The organism is Streptomyces sp. NPDC026515 (assembly GCF_055567595.1).
The window spans coordinates 42,158-67,565 of the sequence record NZ_JBVHQD010000027.1; the positions used below are offsets into that span (position 1 = coordinate 42,158).

The window sequence follows — 25,408 nt, forward strand, 5'->3', positions numbered from 1 at the left end:
CGGCCAGGGACGGCGGACTTCGCGGGCCGTTCCCGACTTCCGTCGCCGCGGGAAGCGGCCTAGCGTGGCCGCATGGCACCGAATCCGGCTCCGCCGAAGGAGCCCCAGGACAGCCCGCAGGGGTACGTAGGCCTCGAGGCGGGCGACGCGGAACGGCTCGCCCGGCAGCGGGGATGGCCGACGGTCCGGTCGCTGCCGCCGGGCGCGATCATCACCATGGAGTACCGGACGGGACGGCTCAACTTCGAGGTACGGGACGGCGTCGTGGCGCGTGCCTGGAAGGGCTGACCGGCCGGACGACGGCGAAGGCCCCGGTTCCCGCGGTGGGGAACCGGGGCCTTCGGCGTGCGGGCCGGCTGTGCGTACCGGGCGCCCGCGCCGCCGTGTCCGTCCGGCCGTCAGCCGCCCGTCAGCGGGCGGGCCGGCTGGGTGGCGCCACCGCCGCGCGGCTGACGCTCGGGGTGCTGCGGCCGGCGGCTGCCGACCGGGGTCACCGGGGTGCGCTCCGAGCGTGCCGTGTGCGGGCCGGGGGCCAGGTGGATCGGGGCCCGGGGGGAGCGGGCCGAGGAGACCGGCTCGCGCTCCGGTGCGGGCGCGTCCTCGGCGGGCACCGTACGCGGCTTGAGCACCACCGGCGAGACCGGGACGGGCGCGGGCAGGGGGGCCGTGCGGCCGCGGCCGGCGCGCCAGCGGTCGCGCAGGTCGAAGAGCCAGGTCTCGGTACGGGCGATGAACGGCTCGCACCAGGGCAGTGCCAGCAGGATCAGCAGCCCCGCGGCCCAGCCCAGCAACACGTCGCTCAGCCAGTGCGTACCGAGGTAGACGGTGGACATGCCGACGCCGAGCGAGGTGACCGCGGAGGCCGCGGAGAGCCAGCGGCGAGCTCGCGGGGTGGAGGCCAGATACGCAAGAATTCCCCAGGTCACCACCGCGTTGGCGGTGTGCCCGCTGGGGAATATATCGCCGCCCAGGCCCATCTCGTTCGAGCCGATCAGGGTCGCGTAGTGCGGTCCGAGGCGCCCCATGCCGAGCTTGGCGGCGCCGACCGTGATGTTGAGCAGCAGCAGTGAGGCGCCGAGGGTGAGCATCGGGCGCAGGGTGTGCTGCCGCCAGGAGCGCCAGCCCAGCCAGGCCGCGACCATCACGGCGGTCGGGCCGCGCTGGCCGAGGACCACGTAGTAGTCGACGAACCAGTGGATTCCCGACCACTGCTGGTACGGCCGGAAGAACATGACCTGCCAGTCGAGCCGGACCAGCCAGGACGTGATCACGACGGCCCACACGATCGCCAGGTAGAAGGCGAGGGTCGCGGTGAACAACACGACCCGGTGCCGGCTCATCTTCGGCACATCAATGTGGGCCGGTCGTTCCGGCTCACGGTCCAGCCTGGCGAACACCCGGTCCAGACGGGTGAGGTTTCGTTCGGTACGCACCCAATCGACGTTACAGCGAGTGAGCTCTGTTCCCGGTCGAAACAGCGGCTTTGTGATGACGATGTGATGTGGGAAACCTCTCAGGAGGTCTCCGAATTCTAAGGATTCCGTAATCCTCGGCGGGCCCGCCCTTCAATTCCTTTGATCATGCCGGGCGGCCGTTTTATGGCACTTATGAATTCGTTAACCAAGGCGTGGTGTGGAATCCTCCGGCTGCTCACCGTCGCCACGCCGATGATCATGGTGGCCCCGAGCCGTTCAGCCAGAACGCGCCATACAGCGCCGAGGCCACCGCCACCGCGGCCGTCACCAGCACCGCTGTACGGGTGCGCGCCCGGGCGAGGGCCCGGGCCAGGGGCAGCAGCACCGGGAAGGCCGGCATCAGCAGGCGCGGCTTGGAGCCGAAGTAGCTCGACGCGCAGAGCGCGAGCGCGAGGACGACACCTGTGTAGACCAGCAGGGGAAGAGGCTGCCGCTGCCGGACGCCGGTCACGTAGAGCCACAGCAGCAGGCAGACGCCGGCGATCAAACCCGCTCCGGCGAGGGCGGACGGAATTGACGTGAACTTGTCGGCGACGAAGCGCGCGAACGCGTAACCGCCGTCGAAGCCGTTGCGCCAGCCCGCCTGGACGTCCAGATAGCCGAGCGGGCCCTTGCCGGTGCGGTGGCCGACCCACAGGACGTAGGCGGCGGCGCCGGCGGGGGCGAGGAGCATGCCGAGGGCGCGGCGCCACGGGGGTGCGCCGGGGGCGGGTGTGCCGCCGGCGGTGCGGGGGGCGCGTGACAGGTGTGGGGCGCACGTCGTGCGGGGTGCGCCGGATGTTCGCCGAACGCGCCGGGCGCGGGCGGCGTCGGACGGTTCCGGGGCGTGTCCGTCGTCCCGCACGCCGGGTGCGTGCTTCTGGCTACTGTCTTGAGTGCCCACGCTCCGGTCTCGCACGAACGAGACCACGCCGGCCGTCCACACCGCCGCCACGACGGCGAGCCCCACCGGCCGGGTCAGCCCCGCCAGCGCGGCCGACACACCCGCCGCGACCCAGCGGCCGGTCAGCACGGCGTACAGCGACCACGCGGCCAGCGCCGTGAAGAGGGACTCGCTGTAGGCCATCGACTGCACGATCCCGACCGGCAGGACGGCCCACAGCAGCACCGCGCAGAGGCCGGTCCGCGCGCCGTACACGAAGTCGGCGACCGAGAAGATCCCCCAGGCCGCGGCGAGCGAGGCGAGCAGGGCGACCGTGAAGCCCGCGCCGGCGCAGGAGAGGGGCGTGAGCGCGTGCAGCCCCCGCTCCAGCCAGGGCAGCAGCGGGAAGAAGGCGAGGTCGGAGTGGACGTCGCCGTTCGGCAGCCGTACCTCGTAGCCGTACCCGTGCGCGGCGACGCGCGCGTACCACAAGGAGTCCCAGCGCGCCGTCAACAAGGTGTACGCGCTCTTGCCGCGCGCCCCGCTCCACACGGCCAGCGCGAGCAGGCCGAGGGCGCGCACGGCGGCGTACCCGAGCAGGGCCGGCACCGCCCGGCGCAGGGCCGGGACGCGTGGAGCCGCCACGGGCCTGTCAAGATCGGTCACAGGCTCGATTATCGACGGGCCTCGGAACCGCGGGCCCCACCCCGGCGTGGTGCGCGGGGGGCCAGTGGTGTACGCCACACGACTTCCGCAGAGCGTGTGAGAGGTCCGCCACGTGCCACCGGAACGAACTCGCGTACGCTGATGTGTCACTCGCGTTCGTATGCGCGGGCCGGAGATCCCGCTCCTCTCCGGCCGTACGACGGGGAGTCCCCGCCCCGCCGATTCCGCCGCACGCGAGGGATCACCTGGGAGGTACGTTCATGTCCGGGACGACCACGGCAGCCGTACGGCCGCGCCGTCGGGCGGCCGGTGCCCGGGCCGGTGCCAACCGCTGGGTCGTCCTCGTCGTCCTCTGCGTCAGCCTGCTGCTGGTCGCCCTCGACGCGACCGTGCTGCACGTCGCGGTGCCGGCCGTCACCGAGGACCTCAAGCCCGGCGCCATGGAACTGCTCTGGATCGTCGACGTCTACCCGCTGGTCTGCGCCTCGCTGCTGATCCTCTTCGGCACGCTCGGCGACCGGGTGGGCCGGCGGCGCGTCCTGCTCCTCGGGTACGCCCTGTTCGGGATCGCCTCGGCGCTGGCCGCCGTCGCACCGACCGCCGAGGCGCTGATCGGGGCCCGGGCGCTGCTCGGTGTCGGCGGTGCGATGATCATGCCGGCGACGCTGTCGATCCTCCGGCAGGTCTTCCCCGACCGCCGTGAACGCGCCCTGGCCATCGGCGTATGGAGCGCGGTGGCGGCCGTCGGCGCGGCCGTGGGGCCGCTGTTGGGCGGCTTCCTGCTCGAACACTTCTGGTGGGGCTCGGTCTTCCTGGTCAACATCCCCCTGATGCTGATCAGTCTCCCGGTGGGGCGGCTGCTGCTGCCCGAGTCGCGTGGTGACCGCACCGGGCCCTGGGACGTCGTGGGCGCCCTGATGGCGGCGGTCGGGCTGTTCGGCGTGGTGTTCGCCGTGAAGCGGCTGGGCAGCGGTGAGCCGGCCGCCGACGCGCTGACGGTGGCGCCGCTGGTGTGCGGTGCGCTGCTGCTGTTCCTGTTCGTGCGGCGGCAACGGCGGCGTACATACCCGTTGGTGGACCTGAAGATGTTCGCGCGGCCGGCCTTCAGCACCGCGGTGGGCTGCATCGTGCTGGCGATGCTCGCACTGGTGGGGCTCGAACTGATCGCCGCGCAGTACCTGCAACTGGTGCTGGGCCTCTCGCCCCTGCAGACGGGGCTCCGGCTGCTGCCGCTCACACTCGCCGCGATGGCGGCCGGGCTGGCCGGGGCACGGCTGCTGCGGCGGGTCGGGCCGCGCCGGATGGTGTGCTTCGGGTTCTGCCTGACCGCGGCGGCGGTGCTGACGCTGACCTCGATGGGCGGGGTGGACAACGCGGGTCTGCTGCTGTTCGGCTTCGTGCTGCTCGGCTTCGGCCTGGAGACCACGCTCTTCGGGGCGTACGAGTCGATGCTGAGCGAGGCGCCCGCGGCGCAGGCCGGCGGAGCGGCGGCGATCGGCGAGACCTCCTACCAGTTGGGGGCGGGCATCGGGATCGCGCTCCTCGGCAGCGTGATGAACGCGGCGTACGCGCCCGGACTGTCCCGGGTCCCCGGGGTGCCGGAGTCGGCGTCCGCGGCCGCGAGCCATTCGCTGGGCGAGGCCTACGAGGTCGCCGGACGGCTCGGCGGCCCGACGGGTGCGGCGTTGCGCCGGGCGGCGCGGGACTCCTTCGTGCACGGTCTGCACGTGACGCTGCTGGTGAGCGCGGGACTGCTGCTGCTGGGCGCGGTGATGGCGCTGCGGTTGCCCCGGGCGATGCAGTGCGAGGAGCCGGCGGTGGAGCTCCCGGCTCCCAGGGAGCCCCAGATGTCCCGCGTCTCGGCATGACCCGCCCCTGCGAGGCTGTGCGAACAGGGAGACTGCGCGTAGCCTGGGGTAACTAGCGGTGCTAGTTTTAGGAGGGTTTTCATGTCCGCGTCCGGAAAGTTGCCTCCGTTCGATGCCGGTGATCCGCTCGGCATCGACGATCTTCTGGAGCCGGAGGATCTCGCCGTCCGGGAGACCGTGCGGAGCTGGGCGGCGGACCGGGTGCTGCCGTTCGTCGCCGAGTGGTACGAGAGCGGGGAGCTGCCGGGCATCAGGGGGCTCGCCAAGGAGCTGGGCGGCATCGGTGCCCTCGGGATGTCACTGACCGGCTACGGCTGCGCGGGCGCGTCCGCCGTGCAGTACGGCCTCGCCTGTCTGGAGCTGGAGGCCGCCGACTCGGGCATCCGCTCGCTGGTGTCCGTGCAGGGATCGCTGGCCATGTACGCCATTCACCGGTTCGGGAGCGAGGAGCAGAAGTCCCGGTGGCTGCCCGCCATGGCCGCCGGTGACGTCATCGGGTGCTTCGGTCTCACCGAGCCCGACCACGGCTCCGACCCCGCCGCGATGCGCACGTACGCCAAGCGCGAGGCCGGCGGCGACTGGGTGCTCAACGGGCGCAAGATGTGGATCACCAACGGCTCGGTGGCCGGCGTTGCCGTCGTGTGGGCGCAGAGCGACAACGGGATCCGCGGGTTCGTCGTGCCGACCGACGCGCCCGGGTTCTCGGCGCCGGAGATCAAGCACAAGTGGTCGCTGCGGGCGAGCGTCACCAGCGAGCTGGTGATGGACGACGTGCGGCTGCCCGCCGATGCCGTGCTGCCCGAGGTCACCGGCCTCAAGGGCCCGCTCAGCTGTCTGTCGCACGCCCGCTACGGGATCGTCTGGGGCGCCATGGGCGCGGCCCGCACCTGCTTCGAGGCGGCCGTCGGCTACGCGAAGTCGCGGGAGCAGTTCGGCAGGCCCATCGGCGGCTTCCAGCTCACCCAGGCCAAACTCGCCGACATGGCGGTAGAACTGCACAAGGGGATCCTGCTCGCCCATCACCTGGGGCGGCGGATGGATGCCGGCCGCCTGCGTCCCGAGCAGGTCAGCTTCGGCAAGCTCAACAACGTACGGGAGGCGATCGAGATCTGCCGTACGGCGCGGACGATCCTCGGGGCGAACGGGATCTCGCTGGAGTATCCCGTGATGCGGCACGCGACCAACCTGGAGTCGGTGCTCACCTATGAGGGCACCGTCGAGATGCACCAGCTCGTGCTGGGCAAGGCGCTCACCGGGCTCGACGCCTTCCGGTGAACCCTGCGCGGGGGCAGGGCCGGCGAGCGGCCCTGCCTCAGCTCTGATTGAAGAAACCGTCTTCCCGGCGCGAGGCCGGCTCACCGTTGACGATCTCGGTGTTGGCGGGGGAGAGCAGGAAGACCCGGTTGGACACCCGGTCGATGGAACCCCGGAGGCCGAAGATCAGCCCGGCCGCGAAGTCGACGACCCGCTTGGCGTCGCCGGCCTCCATGGCCGTGAGGTTCACGATGACCGGCACACCCTCGCGGAACAGCTCGCCGATCGCGCGGGCGTCCCGGAAGCTGTCCGGGGTGACCGTGCCGATCCGGCGGCCCTTCTCCTCGGCGGTGTCCGAGGCCACCTTGACCCGCGGGTCGGTGACCCAGGCATCCCCGGGCTGCTCGGTCCCTTCGGAGTAGTCGTCGTCGTAGTAGCGCTCGTCATCGTTGTCGTCGACGAGGCCAAGCCAGGCACTCGCCTTGCGTACCGATCCCATGGACGCCTCCTCTCACAGCGGTCTTTCATGCTTCCGCATCCCTATGGTCGTCCATGATGCGGATGGCGCGCCAAGTGGATAGACGCCGCGCGGGGGGTTTGTGACGGTACTGGTGCAGAGCGCATACGTCGAGAGCCCAGGTACCCCAAGGGTCGTGACCCACACGGCTGCTGACTGTGAGTGAAATATGATTGTTCTGGGCGTATGGGTGATAAGCGGTGCGTCCGGGTGAACCGGCTACGGGTGACGAACCGACAGTAAGCCGATATGACAAAGCAGCTCAGCGTCGCAACGGCCCTGACATACCGTCAATTCTTCTGTTCCGGCGATGAGATCCGTGCGAGGGCGAGGGGAGGGGTGCACGTGTGAAGGCGGAGCGAGGAACGCGAGGAAGAACGCGAGAAGTCCCCGCCGTCGGCGGGGCGCGCAGTGGGTCAGCTCAACAGGAACAGGACCACACGCGACCGAAGTCGATGTGGGAGCGGGTGACCAGCCACTGCTGCGGGTGCATGGGCCAAGTGGAACAGGTCTCCGGTTTCCCGTCAACCGACTTGAGACGCGCTGCTCACAGTCCGGACAGCCTTGACAGAGTGGGGAAACGGACCCGTACAGTCGAGGGACGGCCCTGCTGAGGGGCTCGGCCGTAAGAGCGCCGCCCAGCGGCGTTCCGTGTGAAGGCACCCGCCGCACCACCGTGCGCGCGTCCACCGTGTTCGCTTGATCCGCCACGGAGCCTTCGCATGTCATCCGACACCCTGGTCACAGCCCCAGCCACCCCCGGCATATCCGACCCGTCCGAGCGCGCGGACGTCCCGAGAACCGTCCCGCGGCGCCGCCGCCACGTCGAGAGGCACCACGCACGCGGCACGGGGACGGCCCGATGAGGCCCCGGCTGGTGATCGTGGGAGCCGGTCCGCGGGGGACCGGGCTCCTCGAACGCATCGCCGCCAACGCGCCCGAGCTGTACGCGGGCACGGGCCTCGACATCCACCTGGTCGACCCGCACCCACCGGGCGCCGGCCGGATCTGGCGGGCCGCCCAGTCGCCGCTGCTGTGGATGAACTCGCACGCCGAGGACGTCACCATGTTCACCGACGAGTCGGTGCGGATGAGCGGCCCGGTGCGCGAGGGACCGACCCTGCACGAGTGGGCGGGACTGGACGGCCGTACCTTCGCCGACCGGCAGATCCAGGGCCGGTATCTGCGGCACGTCTACGACCGCGCCGTGGCCGACCTGCCCGAGGGCGTCACCGTGCACCACCACCCCTGCCGTGCCCTGCGGGTGAGCGGGCCGCGCGAGGGACGCCAGCAGGTCTGGCTGGAGGGACGCCGGAGCCCGCTCCCCGCCGACCTCGTGGTCCTCGCCCTCGGTCATCTGGACGCCGACCTCGACCCCGAACAGACCGCCCTGGCCGCGTACGCCGACGCGCACGGCCTGGTCCACCTGCCGCCGGACTTCACCGCCGACAGCGACCTGTCCGCACTGCGGCCCGGTGAGCCGGTGCTGGTGCGCGGCTTCGGCCTCGCCTTCGTCGACCTGATGGTGCTGCTCACGGAGGGCCGGGGCGGACGGTACGACAAAGACACCTACCTGCCGTCCGGACGGGAGCCGGTGCTGTACGTCGGGTCGCGGCGCGGAGTGCCGTACCACTCGAAGATCGGCTACGACTGGACCGGCGAGCGGCCGCCGCTGCCCCGGTTCCTCGGACCCGGCGAGGTCGACGAACTGCGAGCCCGGCCGGGCGGTTTCGACTTCCGGCGGGACGTGTGGCCGCTGGTGGAGAAGGAACTGGGCTTCGCCCACTACCACCGCCTGTTCACCGTCCACCCCGAGCGGACGGCCATCGCCTGGCGGGACTTCGAGGAGAAGTACGCCGCCGCCGAGGGCGACGCCGAGACCCGGGCCCTGGTGTCGGCCGCCGTGCCGGACCCGGCGGACCGGCTCGACCTCGCGGCGCTGGACCGCCCGCTGGACGGGGTGCGGTACGGGTCGCACGAGGAGTTCCAGGAGGGGCTGCGGGCCCATGTCGAGGAGGACCTGAGCCGTCGGCACGACCCGCGGTACAGCCCCGATCTGGCGGTCTTCCTCGAACTGCTCTCCGTCTACGGGCAGTTGGTGCGGCTCGGGGACATCGGGTCCTGGTGGCACGGGTTCTTCAGCTGTCTGGCCTCCGGACCGCCCGGGCCCCGGCTGCGGCAGCTGCTCGCGCTGTCCCGGGCGGGGGTGGTCCGGTTCGTCGGCGCCGGGATGACGGTGACGGCGCGGGACGGGGTGTTCCGGGCGTCCGCGGACACCGTGCCCGGGTTCGCCGTCGAGGCGCGGGCACTGGTCGAGGCCCGGCTGCCCGAACCGACCGTGGAGCGGGCCCGGGACGCGCTGCTGCGCGAGCTCCAGACGGACGGGGCCGCCGAGACGCCCGAGGGGCTGCTCCGGGTGGACCCCGTGGACGGACGGATCCTCGACGGGGGCGGGCTGCCGCATCCCCGGCGGTTCGCGCTCGGTCCGTTCACCGACGGCCGTACGCCCGGCGCGTTCACCCGGCCGCGCACCGGAGGGCCCGCGTTCAGGCAGAACGACGCCACGGCGCGGGCGGCGCTGGTCTTCCTCCGGGACCTGACGGACCGGTCCGCCCGGTCCGCCCGGTCCGCAGGGCCGTCCCCCGCCGGCTCCCCGGAGGAATCCACTCCATGAGGGTCACGGCCGGCAGGCTCTACGGACCGCCCGAGCGGGAGACACGACGGGTCGGGGAAGCCGGGCCGTCGACACAGGTGCCGCAGGCTCCGGGCCAGGAGCGGACCCGGGCGTTTCCTTCCGAGGCGCCGTGATGCGCCGAGAGGACGGTTTCTCATGACCGGCTCGTACGGCCGGGGGCTGCTGCATCTGGCCGCCGCCGTGGACCAGGTCGGCGTGTTCGAGGCGGAGCGGTACGTCGAGCTGGCGCGGCTCGCCGAGAGCGGGGGCCTGGACTTCGTCACGCTCGACGGCCGGTTCGGGTGGGCGGAGTCCGACCCGCTCGGCGTGCTGACGCAGGTGGCCCCGGCCACCCGGCGGATCGGGCTGGTGCCGCTGGTGACCGCCGCGCAGAGCGCCGTCGCCCACCTCGACCGGGTCAGCCGGGGCCGGGCCGGCTGGTGGAGCGAGACGCCGGAGCCCTCGTCCGGGCATCCGGTCCGGGTGGCCGACGCCGGCGAGGGGGCCGGCCGCCGGACCGCGGCCCGGTACGCGGATGTCGTGCTGGTGCGGGCCGCGAGCTCCGCGCAGGCCGCCGCCGTACGCGACGAACTGCGGAGCCGTGCAGCGGAGTTCGGGCGGGAGCCGGACGAACTGCGGGTGCTGGTGAGTCTGCTGGTGGATCTGGGGGACGGGGAGCGCGCGGCGGAGCCGGGGCACGGTGGCGGCGGCCCCCGGCAGACCGTGCGGGGGCCGCTGTACCGGGGCGGTCCGGTCGACCTCGCGGAGCTGATCGCCGGCTGGCACGGCGAGGGCGCCGCCGACGGCTTCCACCTGGTCCCCGCCGAACCGCGCCGCGATCTGGAGCGGCTGGTCAACGGCACCGTGGCGCTGCTCCAGCACCGCGGGCTGTTCCGTACCTTCTACCCGGGCAGCACCCTGCGCGAGCACCTGGGCCTGGCCCGGCCCGCAGGCCAGTTGGCCGCGCCCTGAGACGACCGGGATCCCGGCCGCCCCGACCCGCCGAACGACCGTTTCGGGTTCATCTATTCGGCCGCCCCGGGCGCCGAGGGCTCCACCACCGGCGACCGCGACCGGGGCGCGGTGGCCGCCGGGCGCCTGCGCGGACCATTTCATCTGCCCCTTCCCGTCGCCGGGGAACAGGCCGGGCCGCGCGGCCGGGGCGGGGGAGCGGACAGTGACCCGAGGGTTTCGAGGGAATTGTGACCGGGCGTCATCCCGCCCGGACCACGACGAGATCACACAAAGTCGGCATGGTTCGAACACAGTCGCACGGCCGAAAGGCACTCTTGCGGGCACCGGTCGTTCGCCCGAATACTCCCCCACAGCGCTTGTCAGGGGCATTGCATGTCCGGAACCCGGACGTCACCCCCGGCTGCGCCTCACGGGCCCCGACCCCACGCGGGCCCCCTGATTCCCCTGGGAGGGAACGAAAAGTGAGGATCAAGCGCACGACCCCCCGCAGCGGCATCACGAGACGGACCCGGCTGATCGCCGTGGGCACCGGCTTCCTGGCCGCGGCAGCGTTCGCCGTCCCCACCGCGAGCGCGAGTACCGTCCACACCTTCAGCGCGAGCGAACTGAAGGCCGTGAACAGCTCCGTTCTGAAGGCGGACGTCCCCGGCACCGCCTGGGCCGTCGACAGCAAGACCAACCGTGTCGTCGTCACCGCCGACTCCACGGTCTCCGCCGCCGAGATCGCCAAGATCAAGCAGCAGGCGGGCGCCGACTCCGGCGCGATCACCATCAAGCGCACCCCCGGCACCTTCAAGAAGCTGATCACCGGCGGCGACGCCATCTACGGCGGCTCCTACCGCTGCTCGCTCGGCTTCAACGTGCACAGCGGCAGCACGTACTACTTCCTGACCGCCGGGCACTGCGGTGAGGTGGCCTCGACCTGGTACAGCAACTCCGGCCACACCACGGTCCTGGGCACCAACGTCAGCTACAGCTTCCCGACCAACGACTTCGCGCTGGTCCGCTACACCAACACCTCGATCGCGCACCCGAGCGCGGTCGGCAGCCAGACCATCTCCAGCGCGGCCACGCCCAGCGTCGGGACGACGGTGTACCGCCGCGGCTCGACCACCGGCACCCACAGCGGCCGGGTCACCGCGCTCAACGCCACCGTCAACTACGGCAGCGGTGACGTCGTCTACGGGATGATCCAGACCACGGTCTGCGCCGAGGGCGGCGACAGCGGCGGCCCGCTCTACGGCGGTTCCGTCGCCTACGGTCTGACCTCCGGCGGCAGCGGCAACTGCACCTCCGGCGGTACGACCTTCTTCCAGCCGGTCACCGAGGCGCTGAGCTACTACGGCGTGAGCGTCGGCTGACGATCCTCCAGGATCCGCTCCCGGTGGGCCCCCGTACGCAACCGGCGTGCGGGGGCCCCCTTTTGACGGGGTCTCCCTTTCGGCGGGGTACCGGAGTTACCGTCGAAGGACCATTGGAGTCACCCCCTGGGGGCCGGCATGGTCGAGGCGCTGGTGGCGGCCGGAGCCGCTCTCGTGTCCGTCGGAGCGGTCTACGCACTGGCCGCGGCACGGGTCGTCAGACAGTACGAGCGAGGCGTGGTGTTCCGCCTCGGCCGGCTCCGGCCTGAGGTGCGCGAGCCCGGCTTCACCATGATCGTGCCGTTCGTGGACCGGCTTCAGAAGGTCAACATGCAGATCGTCACGATGCCGGTGCCCGCGCAGGAGGGCATCACCCGGGACAACGTGACCGTCCGCGTCGACGCCGTCGTCTACTTCAAGGTGACCGGTCCGGCCGAGGCGGTCGTCCGGGTCGAGGACTACCGGTTCGCGGTCTCGCAGATGGCGCAGACGTCACTGCGGTCCATCATCGGCAAGAGCGAGCTGGACGACCTGCTGTCGAACCGTGAAAAGCTCAACCAGGGCCTGGAGCTGATGATCGACAGTCCGGCCGTGGAATGGGGCGTCACCATCGACCGCGTCGAGATCAAGGACGTCTCGCTGCCCGAGACCATGAAGCGGTCCATGGCCCGGCAGGCCGAGGCCGACCGGGAGCGCCGGGCCCGGGTCATCAACGCCGACGCCGAACTCCAGGCCTCCAAGAAGCTGGCCGAGGCGGCCAAGGAGATGTCCGAGCAGCCCGCCGCGCTCCAACTGCGGCTGCTGCAGACGGTGGTGGCGGTCGCCGCCGAGAAGAACTCGACGCTGGTGCTGCCGTTCCCGGTGGAACTGCTGCGGTTCCTGGAGCGGGCCCAGCAGCAGCTTCCCGCCGCGGCCGACGGGTCCGCGGCGACCGGTGCCAAGGGCGAGCCCGGCGGGCCGGGAGAGCCTGGAGGGGCACATTCCGGCCAGGGGTAGCAGTCACTCTTCGCCGATGGTTACTCGCCCGTAGTGTTTGCAGTGCGAATCCTCCAGGGGTGACTGTGGACGGCCCGGGCACAGGGGGCGCACAACATCCGCGCACGCGAGTCCTGAAGTCGACCTTGTGTGCTCCCTGTGGGTGTCGGAATAGTAGGCGCCCGTCAACCGGCCTTCCGGCCCCCGAGGTCCCCACAACCTCATGGGCCGACCCCCCCACAGGAGGACATGAGTTGAAGCACCGACGCATACCCGGGCACCGGGCGGCCCTCGCCGGCGCGGGGGCAGCCGCGCTCGTCGCCGCCGGAGTGACCTTCCAGAGTGCGAACGCCAGCGAGCCCACCCAGGCCGCCGCCCCGCAGATCCTGTCCGGGCCGGCGGCCGGAAAGCTCGCCTCGACGCTCGCCGCCGACCTTGGCACCGACGCGGCCGGCACCTACTACGACGCCAGGACGAAGAGTCTCGTCGTCAACGTGCTCGACGACACCGCCGCGCGAACCGTCGAGGCGGCCGGGGCCAGGGCGAGACTCGTCGCCAACTCCCTCGCCGAACTCGACGGCGCACGGACCACGCTGAAGCAGGACGCCACCATCCCCGGCACGTCGTGGGCGACCGACCCGGTGACCGACAAGGTCGTCGTCACCGCCGACAAGACCGTCGCCGGAACCGCGCTGAGCAAGCTCGGCAAGGTCGTCGACGGGCTCGGCGGGAAGGCTGAACTGCGGCACTCGAAGGGGGAGTTCAAGCCCTTCATCGCCGGTGGTGACGCGATCAGCGGATCCGGCGGGCGCTGCTCGCTCGGGTTCAACGTGGTCAAGGGCGGCGAGCCGTACTTCCTGACCGCCGGACACTGCACCGACGCCATCTCCAGCTGGTCGGACTCCTCCGGCGACGTGATCGGCACGAACGCCCAGTCCAGCTTCCCGGGCAACGACTTCGGCCTGGTCAAGTACACCTCCGCGGTGGACCACCCGAGCGAGGTCGACCTCTACGACGGCTCCACCCAGAAGATCACCGGCGCGGCCGAGGCGACCGTGGGCATGAAGGTGACCCGCAGCGGCTCCACCACCCAGGTCCACGACGGCACGGTCACCGGGCTCAACGCCACCGTGAACTACTCCGAGGGCACCGTGAGCGGGCTCATCCAGACCGACGTGTGCGCCGAGCCGGGCGACAGCGGCGGCTCGCTCTTCTCCGGCGGCAACGCGATCGGCCTGACCTCGGGCGGCAGCGGCGACTGCACCTCCGGCGGGGAGACGTTCTTCCAGCCGGTGACGGAAGCCCTGTCGGCCACCGGCACCCAGATCGGCTGACCACCCGCACCCGGTCCCCGCACTGCCCCGCCCCCGTCCCCGGGGGCGGGGCAGCTCCATGCCGTGCGCCGGGCCTGTCATGGCCACGGTGGGATCGCCGGGCCGAGGGGCGGGCGAGGAGCGGTGCACCGGGGCTCGGTGCAGGCTGGACTAGGGAGGTGGGTTGCCGTGGCGCACAACGAAGCCGTCTCGCCGGGCAAGGGTGCCGCAGTGCTGGAGGCCCTGTTCCACCAGTCGCCCACCGGCCTGCTGATCCTCGACACGCACCTGCGCATCCTGCGGATCAACCTCGTCAGACCGGATCTGCACGGCGTGTCCCAGGACCGGATCGTGGGCCGGCACGTCAGCGACGTGTACGACCTTTCCACCCCCGGCGAGGTGGAGGCGATGCTGCACGGCGTGCTGGAGAGCGGCGAACCGGTGCGGGGGCGGCTGGTGGGCGTGCGGCGCAAGGGCTCACCGGGACCGTCGTACCTGTTCTCCGTCTCCGCGACCCGTCTGGAGGACGCGCAGGGGAGGGCCTGGGGCGTGCTCACGGAGATGATCGACGTCACCGAGTGTGAACGGGTGAGTCTGCGCATGAGGGTCCTCGGCTCCGTGCGCGAGCACGTGGGACGGACCCTCGACGTGGTCGTCACCTGCGAGGAACTGGCGCAGGCCGTGGTGCCGGACCTCGCGGACATCGTGGTGGTGGAAGTGGTGGACGCCGTGATACGCGGCGAGGAACCTCCGCTGAGCCCGCTGGGACCGGAGGTGCCGCTGCGCCGGGCCGCCTACGGCCACAGCGGCGGCGAGGAGCAGACCCAGGCACATCCGGTGGGCGACGTACGCGCCCTGCCCTTCCCCACGCCCTACGCCCAGACGCTGACCGACCTCAAGCCCCGCCTCGTCACCCTGACCCCCGACACGCCCTGGCTGGCGGCGGACCCGCCACGCGCCGAGGCGATCCGCGCCTCCGGTGCCCGCCTCCTCATCACGGCACCCCTGACCGTGCGCGGAACCGTGCTGGGCCTGCTGAGCCTGTACCGCACCAGCCAGGCCGACGACTACGACGAGGGCGATGTCACCCTCGCCCTCGAAGTGGCCGCCCACACCGCGCTGTGCATCGACAACGCCCGCCGCTACACCCGCGAACACACCATCGCCCTGACGGTCCAGCGGCATCTGCTGCGGCTCCAGCCCGCGCCGCGGAGCACCGTCGAGACGGCGTACCTGCACGTGCCCTCCGCGGCGGGCGGGGGCGGCGGGTTCGACACCTTCGCCCTGTCCGGTGCCCGCACCGCGCTGGTGGTCGGCGAGGTCGCCGGCGAAGGCATCCACGCGGCCATCACGATGGGTCAGATGCGGACCGCCGTCCACTCCCTGTCCGCTCTCGACCTGGAGCCGGACGAACTCCTCGCCCGCCTGAACGACACCGCCCTCAGCCTCGCCGACGAACGCTCGACGCTGGCGCCCGGCGATCCCGTGCCCCTGACGGGAAGCTGTCTGTACGCGGTCCACGACCCGTTCGCCCAGACCTGCACCGTGGCCCTGGCCGGGCATCCGCCACCCGTCATCGCCCGTCCCGACGGAACCACCGAGGTCCTGGATCTGCCGAGCGGACCTCCTCTGGGCAGCGTCGCGGGGCCGCCCTTCGCCGCCACCACGGTCCCCGTCGCCGACGGCAGCGTCCTCGCCTTCTACACCGAGGCGCTGCCACGGATCTCATCGGCCCCGGACACCCTGCGACGGGTGCTCTCCCACCCCGGGCGGCCTCTGCAGGACCTGTGCGACGACGTGCTGTACCGGCTGCGCAACGGCGGCCGGCACAGTGACGTCATCCTTCTCCTCGCCCGCACCCGTGCCTTCCCCGCCGACCATGTCGCCACCTGGCATGTCGGTCACCACCCCAAGGCCGTGGCCACCGCCCGCAGCCAGGCCCTCCACCAGCTCCGCCGGTGGAGGGTCGACGAGGAGACCGCCTACACCACCGAGATGATCGTCAGCGAACTGGTCACCAACGCCGTCCGCTACGGAACCCCGCCGGCCCGGTTGCGGCTCATCAAGGACCGCACCCTCACCTGCGAGGTCCACGACAGCGACTCTCTGGCGCCACGGCTGCGCCATGCGAAGACCGCCGACGAAGGGGGGCGCGGCCTGTTCATCGTCGCCCAGCTCGCCCAGAACTGGGGCGTGCGCCATACGGCCGACGGCAAGACCGTCTGGGCCGAACAGACCCTCCCGCCCTCGGGCCGCCGTCGTCCGTGGCCGTAGACCGTGCGCCGCGGCGGGCGGCGTGACGTCGGACGACGGGAGGGGGACGGAGCGCGACCGTCCTGGCACACGAGAAGGCCCCGACTGGACGGGGGAGACCAGCCGGGGCCGTACGTGGTGGCGTGCGGAGGGCGGCCGCCTCTCGGCGAGGGGCTCCATGGGGCTTCAGCCGGACGATCGTCCCCATGGGCTGTAGGTGAGGCCCGGGGACACTGTCCCCTCCGCAGCCACGTAGAAGTGAACGGCCCGCCACCCAGGGGCGTTCCCCGTCCGCCGCCTCCACCGTGGTGACCTGCGGCACACCCTCCCCGGGGTCCGTGGAGCGCAGCCGGCAGGCCCCGCGACAGCGGTCAGTCGGCCAGGGCGGCCGGACGTACGGCCTGTCTCCCGAAGCGTCGGCGGGCCCGGTCCGCGGCGGCTTCGGCCGCGCGGGCGCGGGCGTCGCCGGGATCGAGGGAGAGCTGGCGGTAGGCGCTGTCGGCGGGCAGCAGACCGTCGGCACGGACCGCGAAGGCCCGGACCCTCGCTCGCTGCAACCCCAGGGAGGCCAGCAGTTCCAGGGCAGCCGCGGTGAGGGCGGGGGAGTGGGCGGTGGGTTCCGGCAGGGTCCGCGTGCGGGTGGTGGAGGTGCGGTCGGCGTAGCGCACGGTGAGGGTGAGCCGGACGGCGACCTGGCTGTCACCGCGCAGTCGTTGGCCGATCCGGTCGGCGAGTCCCAGGACCGCGCGGTGGTGCTGGGCCGGGTCGAGGCAGTCCCGCTCCAGGACGAGGTCGGTGATCAGGTGCGCTGCCGGTTCCGCCGGGGTGACCGGGCGGGGATCGTGGCCACGGGCGCGCTCGGCCAGCAGCCTGGCGGGACCCGCGCCGAGGAGCCGTTGCAGGGTCGCTGACGGCAGGTCGGTGATCTGGCCGATGGTGTGCAGGCCGTATCTGCGGAGCGTGTCCGCGGTGGTGCGGCCGACCCCGGGCAGGGCGGTGACCGGACGCGGATACAGCCACTCGGCCGCCTGCCCGGTGGGGACCCAGGTGGTGTCCCCCGGCGCGGAGGCGTCGGCCGCCATGGCCGCCAGCATGCGGTTGCCCGCGAGCCCCGCGCTGCTGTCGATGCCGTACAGAGCCTTCAACCGGAGCTTCGCCAACTGGACGACCTCGTAGGGGGACAGGCCGAAGTACCGGAGTGCCGACGTCAGGTCCAGTTGTACGGCGTTGGGCGGGACGGCCTGGACGTGCGGCGTGATACCGGACATCAGTTCGATTATGTCGGCGTACCGGGTCTCGCTCAGTGAGGTGTGCAGGTGGAGGTGGGCGATGTGCCGCTGCCGTGTGCCCGTCCCGTTCATCCCGTTCATCCCGTTCATCCCGCGCTCCCGGGGCTTCGGTGGCCGAACTTCTTCAGGTCGGCGGAGCGGGTGCCGGCGGGCTGGAGGTCGGCGTACGGGTGCAGCCGGGCGCCCGCGGTGCCGTCGGCCAGGGTGCGCGTCGGCTGGGCGGGGGTCGGGTGCGGGCGGCCTGCGCCGAGGAGGGCGAGGGCGGCCTGGGGGCCGTCGTCGCGGCGGGCGGCGGCGATCTCGTCCAGGTCCCAGGCCATGGTGCCGACGACGGTACGGCGGGTGCCGCGCACCTGGACCGTGCCGCGGACCAGGAGCAGGCCGCTGTGGAAGACGGTGTGGGCGCAGGCCGGGTGGGAGTCCTCGAAGAAGGCCAGGTCGACCAGGCCGGAGCCGTCCTCCAGGGTGACGAAGATGATCCGCCTGCCGCTCGCGATCGGCGGGGTCTGGGTGGAGGCCCGCACCCCCGCGACCAGTACCTGCTGACCGGCGCGCAGCCCGGCCAGGTGGGCCGCGTCGGTGGCGCCGATCTCGCGCAGCAGCCGGTGGTGGTGCTCCATGAGGTGCCGGGAGATGTCGATGCCGAGGGTGCTCAGCTCGGCGCTCAGGGCCTCACGGCCGGTCATCTCCGGCAGCCCGCTCGGCTCCGCCCCGCCGATCGCGCCGGTGTCGATGGGCAGTTGGCCCGAGGCCGCGGTCCGGTTGCGGGACTGGCGGTGGAGTTCGGCGATCTGGAGCAGCAGGTCGCGGCGGGTGAGCCGGCCGTCGTGCAGACAGGTGAGCGCGCCGATCTCGGCGAGGCGTTCGGCGACGGGTCTGCTGGGGCGGGCCCGCTGCCAGAAGTCCGACAGTGATCCGTACGGCTGTCCCGCCTCGATCCGGGCACACTCGTCCTCACCGATGCCGTGCACCGCGGACAGCGCGAGCCGCACGCCCCACTCCTGCTTCTCGGTCATCTCCACGGTGTGCCGCACCCGGGAGCGGTTGACATCGACGGCCAGTACCGGGACCCCACGGCGGCGGGCGTCGGAGACCAGGACCCGCTTGGGCCACATCCCGGGGTCGTGTTCGAGCAGGCCGGCCAGCAGGAACGCCGGATAGTGCGCCTTGAGCCAGGCGCTCTGCAGCGCGGGCACGGCGAAGGCGACCGCGTGGGCCCGGCAGAAGCCGTACGCGCCGAAGGCCTCGACGGTGCTCCAGACCTCGTCCCGGACGGCCGCGCTGTAGCCGCGCTCACGGGTCCGCTCGTGGAACCAGTCCTTGATCCTTGGCAGTTGCTCCTTGTCGCCGAGCGCCCGCCGGGTGATCTCGCCGAAGGCCCGGTCGCAACCGGTCAGCACCCGCAGCGTCTCGATGATCTGCTCGTGCCAGATGGTCACGCCGTAGGTGTCGGCGAGGACCGGCCCGAGGTCCGGGTGGGCGTAGTCGGGCGTGCCGCCGTGCCGGGCGGCGATGTAGCGCTCGGGCATGCCGCCGGCTACCGGCCCCGGACGGAAGAGGCTGATGTCGGCGATGACGTCCTGGACGTCACGGGGCTGGAGCCGGGAGAGCAGGTCCTGCTGGCCGGGGGACTCCAGCTGGAACAGGCCGAGGGTCTGACTGGCCTGGATGAGCTTGAACGCGAAGACGTCGTCGAGCGGCACCTGCCCGGGGTCGTCCAGGTCGATGCGGTCACCGGTGGTGCGTTCGATCTCGGTGACGGCGTGCGCCATCGCGGACTGCATCCGCACGCCCAGCACGTCGAGCTTGATGTTGCCCAGCGCCTCGATCTCCTCCTTCGCGGCCATGGCCATGGGGTAGTCGCCCTGCGGGGTGGGCTGCACCGGCAGCCGGTCCAGGAGGGTGGCGTCGCTGATGACCACACCGCAGGGGTGCATGGCCATGCCGTGGACGAGGGAGTCGAGGCCTTCGGCGAGTTCCCACAGGGGGCCGTAGCGGTGTGCCTCGGTGGCCAGTTGACGCAGCTCGGGCAGTTCGGCGAGGGCGCCGGTGATGTCGCAGGCGCGCAGGTGCGGGAAGCTCTTGGCGATCCGGTCGACGTCGGCGGGGGCGATGCCGAGCGCGAGACCGGTGTCCCTGAGGGCCCGGCGCGCCCGGTAGGTCTCGGGCATCGCGGTGACCGCGACCCGCTCCTTGCCGAACCGCTCGAAGATCGTGTCGTAGCACTCCAGGCGGCGGGCGGACTCCACGTCGATGTCGATGTCGGGCAGGGACTCCCGGCGTCTGCTCAGGAAGCGTTCGAACAGCAGACGGTGGTCGAGCGGGTTGGCGGTGGCGATGTCCAGGGCGTGGCAGACCAGGGAACCGGCGCCGGAACCGCGGGCGGCGACCCGGATGCCCTTGGCCCGGATGTCGGCGACGACCTGGCCGACGGCGAGGAAGTACGCGTCGTAGTTCCAGTGGGAGATGACGGCGAGCTCCTCGTCGAGCCGGGCGAGCGCCTCCTGGTCGCGGTCGAGGCCGCGCCGGGCCAGGCCGGCCTCGCTGCGCAGGCGGAGCAGCCGGGCCGCGCCGCCGGCTGTGGGTTCGGCGCCGAAGAGCGCCGGTTCGGGGAGGTGCGGGGTGCCGAGCCCGAGGCCGGCCGCGGGGTCGACGGTGCACTCGGCGGCCGTGGCGGCGGTGTCCGCCAGCAGCCGGCGGGCCCGGCGGACGTCTCCTGCGGCGCATTCGGCGATCATGAGGGCGACGGTCTCCATTCCTCTCTCGTCCTTGAGCCAGCGCTCTCCGCTGTCCAGCCGGCGCCGGTCGATCGGCCGCAGCAGCCGGGCGGCGTCCAGGACGTCGGCTAGGCGGTGCTGCTCGGGGTCGGCGTAGCGGACGGCGTTGGAGAGGACGGCGGTGGCGCCGGTGCGGTCGGCCAGGGCGAGGGTGCGGGCCGCCAGGCGCAAGGAGCCCGGACCCGTGCCGGAACGTTTCTGCGCGACGGCTTCCAATCGAACGCCCTTCCCGAAGATCTCCTGCCAGGGCGCCAGCAGCTTCATCGCCACGTCCTCCCGGCCCGCCGACAGCGCCCTTGCCGGTTCCGAGAGCGGGCCGAGCAGCACGGTCAGGCCGGGGCCCCCGTACTCGCGCAGTGCCTCCCACGGCACCACCGGCGGGGTGCCGGACACGGCGCCGACATGGGCGGCCGAGGTGATCCGGCACAGCCGGGCCCAGCCCGCCCGGTCCTGGGCGAGCAGCACGAACCGCAGTGGCGGCTCGATCACGTGCGCCCCACCGCGCGCCGGGGTGCGGCGGCGCCGGCCCGGCGGCGGAGGCGCGAGAGCCGCCACCGCCAGGTCGATGCCGAAGACCGGCCGGACCCCGTCCTTCGCGCAGGCCTGCGCGAAGCGGACGGCCCCGGTGACCGTGTCCCGGTCGGTGAGCGCGAGCGCGGACATGCCACGGTCCGCCGCCCGCCGGACGAGTTGCTCGGGATGGGAGGCGCCGTAGCGGGCGGAGTAACCGGACGCGACGTGCAGATGGGCGAAGCCCGTCATGCCGCACCTCCATCACTCCACCCCTTTTCGGCCACAAACCTGATACGCCCGATATGTTCATCGTACTCGCGTTCGATTACTCTAACCTCATCAGTCCAGGTAGGCGACACTAGATTCGAACGCATCAGCGATTCTTGAGGGAGGGGCGGCGTCCCGAACGGGCGCCGTCCGGTCGACTCTCCGGCGTGGCGGGGCAGTTGGGCGAAATCGTCTCCGCGATCTTCGTGGTCGGTCCACCGGGGGAGTGGCCGAGGGCACGGTCCGCCGGTTCGCCGGCCGGGGCCCCTTTCGGCGGGCCCCGGCGGCGTGCTGGTGCGCCCGCACGGCGAGGCCGTGGTCCTCTCCGCAGTCCTGCTCGCCGTCGCCGGCGAGCTGACCCGGCGCATCGACGCGGGGGTCGTCGCCCGCGGCCTCGAGGGGGTCGGGGCCGCCCATGGCTTCGTCTTCGCGCGGCTCGCCCCGGACGGGGCGACCGTCACCGAGCTCGCCGCGCCTCTCGGGGTGACCGGGCAGGCGGCGGATCGGCTCGTCGACGAAGCCGTACGCCAGGGGTGTGCCGAGCGGCGGGTGCGTCCCGGGGGTGCGCGGGCCCGGCTGGTCGTGCTCACCGAGCGGGGGTGGGCGTGCGCGCGAGCGGCGGAGGAGGCGGCCGCGGAGGTCGTGCGGGGCTGGAGTGACGCGTCGGGGAGGGTGAAGTGCGCGTGTTGCGGGACGGTTTGCCGCGTATCGCGCCCTATGGTCCCCTCAGGCCCGGCTGGTGACATCCCGTCAGGCGGGTGCCACGCGACTGGTTACTCGGAAGTTTTACCGACGCGTAACTTCACGCTTGCACTACTCGTCCGTAACTTGATGAGTGAAACAGCATCCTCGTGATCCGGATCACAGGGCGTAAGGCCGTCGCAACTCCCTTGAGCCGCAAGGAGATCACACGATGCTGCCCTGGAAGCGAGTGCTCAGACCCCTGACCGCACTGCTCTTCGCCGCCGCCGTCGCCACCGTCCCCGTCGCCACCGCCCATGCGTCGAGCGCCCCCAGCACCGGCTGGAACGACTACTCCTGCCGCCCCTCCGCCGCCCACCCCCGCCCGGTGATCCTGGTCCACGGCACGCTGGGCAACTCCGTCGACAACTGGCTCTCCCTCGCCCCGTACCTGGAGGACCGCGGGTACTGCGTCTTCTCCCTCGACTACGGGCAGCTGTCCGGCGTCCCCGTCTTCTACGGTCTCGGCCCCATCGACAAGTCGGCGGAGCAACTCTCCGCCTACGTCGACAAGGTGCTCTCCGCGACCGGCGCCGCCAAGGCCGACCTGGTCGGCCACTCCCAGGGCGGCATGATGCCCCGTTACTACCTGAAGTTCCTCGGCGGCGCCGCCAAGGTGAACGCCCTCGTCGGCCTCGCCCCCGACAACCACGGCGCCACCCTCAGCGGCCTCACCAACCTGCTGCCGTACTTCCCCGGCGCCTCGGACCTGATCAAGGCCACCACCCCCGGCCTCGCCGACCAGATCCCCGGCTCCGCCTTCCTCACCAAGCTCAACGCGGGCGGCGACACCGTCCCCGGAGTGCACTACACGGTGATCTCCACCAAGTACGACGAGGTGGCCACCCCCTGGCAGAGCCAGTATTTGAGCGGCTCGGACGTCCACAACGTCCTGCTCCAGGACCTGTGCTCGCTGGACCTCTCCGAGCACGTGGCCATCGGACTCTTCGACCGGATCGCCTTCCACGAGGTGGCCAACGCGCTCGACCCGGCACACGCCACCACCACCAGCTGTGCCTCGGCGTTCAGCTGAGCGGCCCGCCCGGCTGAACGCCGCCGGGGCCTGTCCGGCCTGAGCCGCCGGTCAGGCCCCGGGGAGTCATGAGGGATCAGTGCCGGTGCGCCCGTCGCCGTACGGACATGAAGAGCGCACCGGAGCCCAGCGCCAGGGCGGCCGCCCCGCCGACCGCGAGATACGGCGTACTGCCGCTGCCGCCGGTCTCGGCCAGGACCGTCTTCGAACTCCCGTCCGCCGCGACGGCGTTGTCGGGCGCCGGGCGGCTGCTCGGTTCGGCCGACGTGCCGGCGTCGTCGTCGCCGTGGCCGTGATGCCCGATCGTCGACTTGTCGGCACCGGCGGCGATCTGCCCGTCGGTGGGGGCGGAGGCGCTCGGGGGCGGGGAGGCGGCGCCGGTCGTTCCGGTACCCGTACCGGCGCTGCCGCCGAAGTCCACGTCCGAACAGGAGTAGAAGGCTTCCGGGCTGTCCGAACGCTGCCAGATCGCATACAGCAGCTGACGGCCGGTGCGCTCCGGGAGCCGTCCGGAGAACGTGTAGAAACCGCCGGCGGCGACCGGGTCGGTGGCCGTTGCCACGGGGTGATCGAGATCCAGGTCCGCCCAGGCCGGCGGCTTGGCCGGGTCGTAACCGGCCTTCGTGAGGTACACCTTGAAGGTGCCCCTGTGCGGCGCGGTCACCCGGTACTTGAAGGTGTACGGCCCGCCGCTCACGTTCGTCGCCGGCCAGTCGGCGCGGGCCAGATCGAGGCCCTTGAACTCGTCGTTGTCCGCGCTGCACAGCCTGCCGTCCGGGATCAGCGCCTGGTGCCGCCCGTTCGCGTCGCCGATGCGGATGCCGTTCCAGTCGTAGAGGGCCTGGGTGCCGCCGGCCGTGACCGCCGCCCTGCACGCCTGCGACGTCGGGCTCTCCGGGTTCTCCGCGTAACACTGGGCGACCCGGCTGACCGGGTCGCCCATCGTGCCGTGCGCGGACGCGGGGGCGGCGGCGAGAGCGGCCGCACCCACGCCGAGCGCGACGGCGACGGCGGCCTTGCGGCGTGCTGCGAACATGCGGGAACTCCTCGGAGCGACGGTCCTCGGGGCGGGTTCGTACCGCCGGGCTGGATCCCGTGGGGGCGATCAGAAAGCTAGCCCCAAGAAACCGCGGAATCGCCTGCTGGGAGCGGGCGGAAGAGATCCTTATGGTCGCCTTAAGGGAGTGTTCGGACTGCGCTGAGGTAGTTGGTGTCCGTGCCATGACGAACGACGAGATCCGGCCCGCCCGGGCCGCCGACGTACCGGCCGTGAAGGCCCTGACCGGCATGGCGTACCACCCCTACGTCGCACACATCGGTGTGGTGCCGCAGCCCATGGAGGCGGACCACGCGGCAGACGTGGCCGCGGGCAGGGTGTTCGTCGTCGGGGAACCGGTGACCGGGCTCGTCGTGATCGAGGCCCACGACGACCACCTTTTCCTCGACAGCATCGCCGTCCACCCCGACGCGCGTGGCCAGGGGGGGTGGGGCGGCGGCTGCTGGAGTTCGTGGACGCACGCGCGCGTGCGCTCGGCCTGTCCGAGGTCAGGCTCTGCACCAACGCGCTGATGCGGGAGAACCGGGAGCTCTACCCGAAGTACGGCTACGAGGTCGTCGGGCGGCGCGTGGACGGGCCGTACGACCGTGTCCATTACCGCAAGCGGCTGAGCTGAGAGGCCGGGGGGAACCCGGCCAGGTCAGCCGTCCGGCCACCAGGTGCGTGCGATGTCCTTCCGTACCTCGGGACGTCCGGCGGGGCGCTGGTCCGCCTCCTCGCGGATCCGGCGGCTTTCCGTCTTCTTCAGGGGCTTCTGCACGGTTGTGCGGCGCATGGCTGCCTCCTTCAGTGCCTACCGAGTTCCGTGTTTGTCACGGAGATAGACCCTTTTGGCGAGAGTTCCTCATCGGTGCCGGTCTGTCAGTGGTCGCTGTCACACGGACCGAGTGTCAGTGGTGGGTGTCACGCTTGGGGCATGACGAACAGGAGTGACCGGACAGTCGCGGTGAGTGTCGACTGGGATGCGCAGGCCGCCACCTTCGACGCCGAGCCGGATCATGGGCTGGGCCCGCCCGAGGTGCGCGCGGCCTGGGCCGAGCGGCTCGGGACCTGGCTGCCGGCACGCCCCGCCGATCTGCTCGACCTCGGCTGCGGCACCGGCAGCCTGGCCCTGCTCGCCGCCGAGCAGGGCCATCACGTCACCGGGGTCGACAGCTCGCCGGCGATGGTGGAGCGGGCCCGCGCCAAGCTGGCCGGCCGTGACGCGGTGTTCCTGCTCGGCGACGCGGCGGCACCGCCGGTGGGCGAGCGGCTCTTCGACACCGTGCTCGTACGGCATGTGCTGTGGGCGCTGCCCGATCCCGCGCGCGTGCTGCGGCACTGGCGCGGCCTGCTGCGTCCCGGCGGGCGGTTCGTGCTGGTGGAGGGGGTGTGGGGGACGGCGGCGCCGGTCGGCATACCCGCCGGGCGGCTCATCGCCCTGCTGACACCGCTCGCCGCGGACGTGCGCCTGGAGCGGCTGTCGGGGCAGGCGGACCTGTGGGGCAAGGAGGTGGACGACGAGCGGTACGCGGTGGTGGCGACGGTGTGACAGGGCG

General features: G+C 72.1%; 18 protein-coding genes and 2 pseudogenes. 13 read left to right on the forward strand and 7 right to left on the reverse strand.

The genetic code is table 11. From position 1 onward, the window contains the following. Window positions 1–72: 72 nt before the first annotated feature. Complete coding sequence (locus ACZ4O3_RS38550; RefSeq protein ID WP_362726997.1) at window positions 73–288, forward strand: I78 family peptidase inhibitor; 216 nt, start codon at window positions 73–75, stop codon at window positions 286–288. 110 nt (window positions 289–398) lie between these two features. Here ACZ4O3_RS38550 and ACZ4O3_RS38555 read toward each other — a convergent pair whose 3' ends face one another. Next, window positions 399–1,433 (reverse strand): phosphatase PAP2 family protein, encoded by a 1,035-nt coding sequence (locus ACZ4O3_RS38555; protein ID WP_467726872.1) that lies wholly within the window; start codon window positions 1,431–1,433, stop codon window positions 399–401. Window positions 1,434–1,671: 238 nt separating this feature from the next. Further along, window positions 1,672–3,003 carry a mannosyltransferase family protein gene (locus ACZ4O3_RS38560; RefSeq protein WP_467726874.1) on the reverse strand — a complete coding sequence of 444 codons (1,332 nt, stop codon included), beginning with the start codon at window positions 3,001–3,003 and terminating at the stop codon, window positions 1,672–1,674. A gap of 260 nt (window positions 3,004–3,263) precedes the next feature. Here ACZ4O3_RS38560 and ACZ4O3_RS38565 point away from each other — a divergent pair, with 260 nt between their 5' ends. Together ACZ4O3_RS38565 and ACZ4O3_RS38570 are read left to right on the forward strand one after the other, a co-directional pair. Beyond that, a complete protein-coding gene (locus ACZ4O3_RS38565; RefSeq protein ID WP_362723200.1) occupies window positions 3,264–4,871 on the forward strand; it encodes an MFS transporter in 1,608 nt (535 codons plus the stop codon). Window positions 4,872–4,952: 81 nt separating this feature from the next. After that, a complete protein-coding gene (locus ACZ4O3_RS38570) occupies window positions 4,953–6,146 on the forward strand; it encodes an acyl-CoA dehydrogenase family protein (protein WP_362723203.1) in 1,194 nt (397 codons plus the stop codon). A gap of 37 nt (window positions 6,147–6,183) precedes the next feature. Here the strand turns inward: ACZ4O3_RS38570 and ACZ4O3_RS38575 are convergent, their stop codons facing one another. Further along, window positions 6,184–6,624, reverse strand: coding sequence for a cell division protein SepF (locus tag ACZ4O3_RS38575; protein WP_351699550.1), 441 nt, complete (start codon window positions 6,622–6,624; stop codon window positions 6,184–6,186). An 880-nt stretch (window positions 6,625–7,504) separates the two neighbouring features. On the opposite strand from ACZ4O3_RS38575, the gene ACZ4O3_RS38580 reads away from it, so the two are divergent. The 6 genes from ACZ4O3_RS38580 to ACZ4O3_RS38605 all read left to right on the forward strand — a co-directional run bounded on the left by ACZ4O3_RS38580 (window position 7,505) and on the right by ACZ4O3_RS38605 (window position 16,214). Next, window positions 7,505–9,316: an FAD/NAD(P)-binding protein gene (locus ACZ4O3_RS38580; protein ID WP_467726876.1), complete on the forward strand. Its 1,812-nt coding sequence runs from the start codon at window positions 7,505–7,507 to the stop codon at window positions 9,314–9,316. 156 nt (window positions 9,317–9,472) lie between these two features. Then, complete coding sequence (locus ACZ4O3_RS38585) at window positions 9,473–10,288, forward strand: LLM class flavin-dependent oxidoreductase (protein WP_467726878.1); 816 nt, start codon at window positions 9,473–9,475, stop codon at window positions 10,286–10,288. Between the two features lie 464 nt (window positions 10,289–10,752). Next, window positions 10,753–11,652 carry a S1 family peptidase gene (locus ACZ4O3_RS38590; RefSeq protein ID WP_362720133.1) on the forward strand — a complete coding sequence of 300 codons (900 nt, stop codon included), beginning with the start codon at window positions 10,753–10,755 and terminating at the stop codon, window positions 11,650–11,652. A 138-nt stretch (window positions 11,653–11,790) separates the two neighbouring features. Next, a complete protein-coding gene (locus tag ACZ4O3_RS38595; protein WP_362720136.1) occupies window positions 11,791–12,648 on the forward strand; it encodes a slipin family protein in 858 nt (285 codons plus the stop codon). Window positions 12,649–12,881: 233 nt separating this feature from the next. After that, window positions 12,882–13,961 (forward strand): S1 family peptidase, encoded by a 1,080-nt coding sequence (locus tag ACZ4O3_RS38600; RefSeq protein ID WP_467726879.1) that lies wholly within the window; start codon window positions 12,882–12,884, stop codon window positions 13,959–13,961. Between the two features lie 168 nt (window positions 13,962–14,129). Beyond that, on the forward strand, window positions 14,130–16,214 hold the full coding sequence (locus ACZ4O3_RS38605; RefSeq protein ID WP_362720144.1) for a SpoIIE family protein phosphatase: 2,085 nt from the start codon (window positions 14,130–14,132) through the stop codon (window positions 16,212–16,214). 350 nt (window positions 16,215–16,564) lie between these two features. On the opposite strand, the gene ACZ4O3_RS38610 is transcribed toward ACZ4O3_RS38605, so the two are convergent. Beyond that, window positions 16,565–17,563 carry a DNA polymerase Y family protein gene (locus ACZ4O3_RS38610; protein WP_467726934.1) on the reverse strand — a complete coding sequence of 333 codons (999 nt, stop codon included), beginning with the start codon at window positions 17,561–17,563 and terminating at the stop codon, window positions 16,565–16,567. A gap of 5 nt (window positions 17,564–17,568) precedes the next feature. Continuing rightward, a complete protein-coding gene (locus ACZ4O3_RS38615; RefSeq protein WP_467726882.1) occupies window positions 17,569–21,021 on the reverse strand; it encodes a DNA polymerase III subunit alpha in 3,453 nt (1,150 codons plus the stop codon). 312 nt (window positions 21,022–21,333) lie between these two features. Here ACZ4O3_RS38615 and ACZ4O3_RS38620 point away from each other — a divergent pair. Then, window positions 21,334–21,782: pseudogene (locus ACZ4O3_RS38620) on the forward strand (MarR family winged helix-turn-helix transcriptional regulator). A 170-nt stretch (window positions 21,783–21,952) separates the two neighbouring features. Then, window positions 21,953–22,813, forward strand: coding sequence for an esterase/lipase family protein (locus ACZ4O3_RS38625; protein ID WP_467726884.1), 861 nt, complete (start codon window positions 21,953–21,955; stop codon window positions 22,811–22,813). Window positions 22,814–22,889: 76 nt separating this feature from the next. Here ACZ4O3_RS38625 and ACZ4O3_RS38630 read toward each other — a convergent pair whose 3' ends face one another. Further along, a complete protein-coding gene (locus tag ACZ4O3_RS38630; protein WP_467726886.1) occupies window positions 22,890–23,849 on the reverse strand; it encodes a lytic polysaccharide monooxygenase auxiliary activity family 9 protein in 960 nt (319 codons plus the stop codon). 185 nt (window positions 23,850–24,034) lie between these two features. Here ACZ4O3_RS38630 and ACZ4O3_RS38635 point away from each other — a divergent pair. Then, a pseudogene (locus ACZ4O3_RS38635) lies at window positions 24,035–24,486 on the forward strand (GNAT family N-acetyltransferase). Window positions 24,487–24,510: 24 nt separating this feature from the next. Here the strand turns inward: ACZ4O3_RS38635 and ACZ4O3_RS38640 are convergent. Further along, window positions 24,511–24,645 (reverse strand): hypothetical protein, encoded by a 135-nt coding sequence (locus tag ACZ4O3_RS38640; RefSeq protein ID WP_362718018.1) that lies wholly within the window; start codon window positions 24,643–24,645, stop codon window positions 24,511–24,513. Between the two features lie 141 nt (window positions 24,646–24,786). Between ACZ4O3_RS38640 and ACZ4O3_RS38645 the strand changes: the two genes are divergently transcribed. Beyond that, window positions 24,787–25,401, forward strand: a complete 615-nt coding sequence (locus ACZ4O3_RS38645; RefSeq protein WP_467726888.1) for a class I SAM-dependent methyltransferase — start codon at window positions 24,787–24,789, stop codon at window positions 25,399–25,401. The last annotated feature ends 7 nt before the right edge of the window (window positions 25,402–25,408 follow it).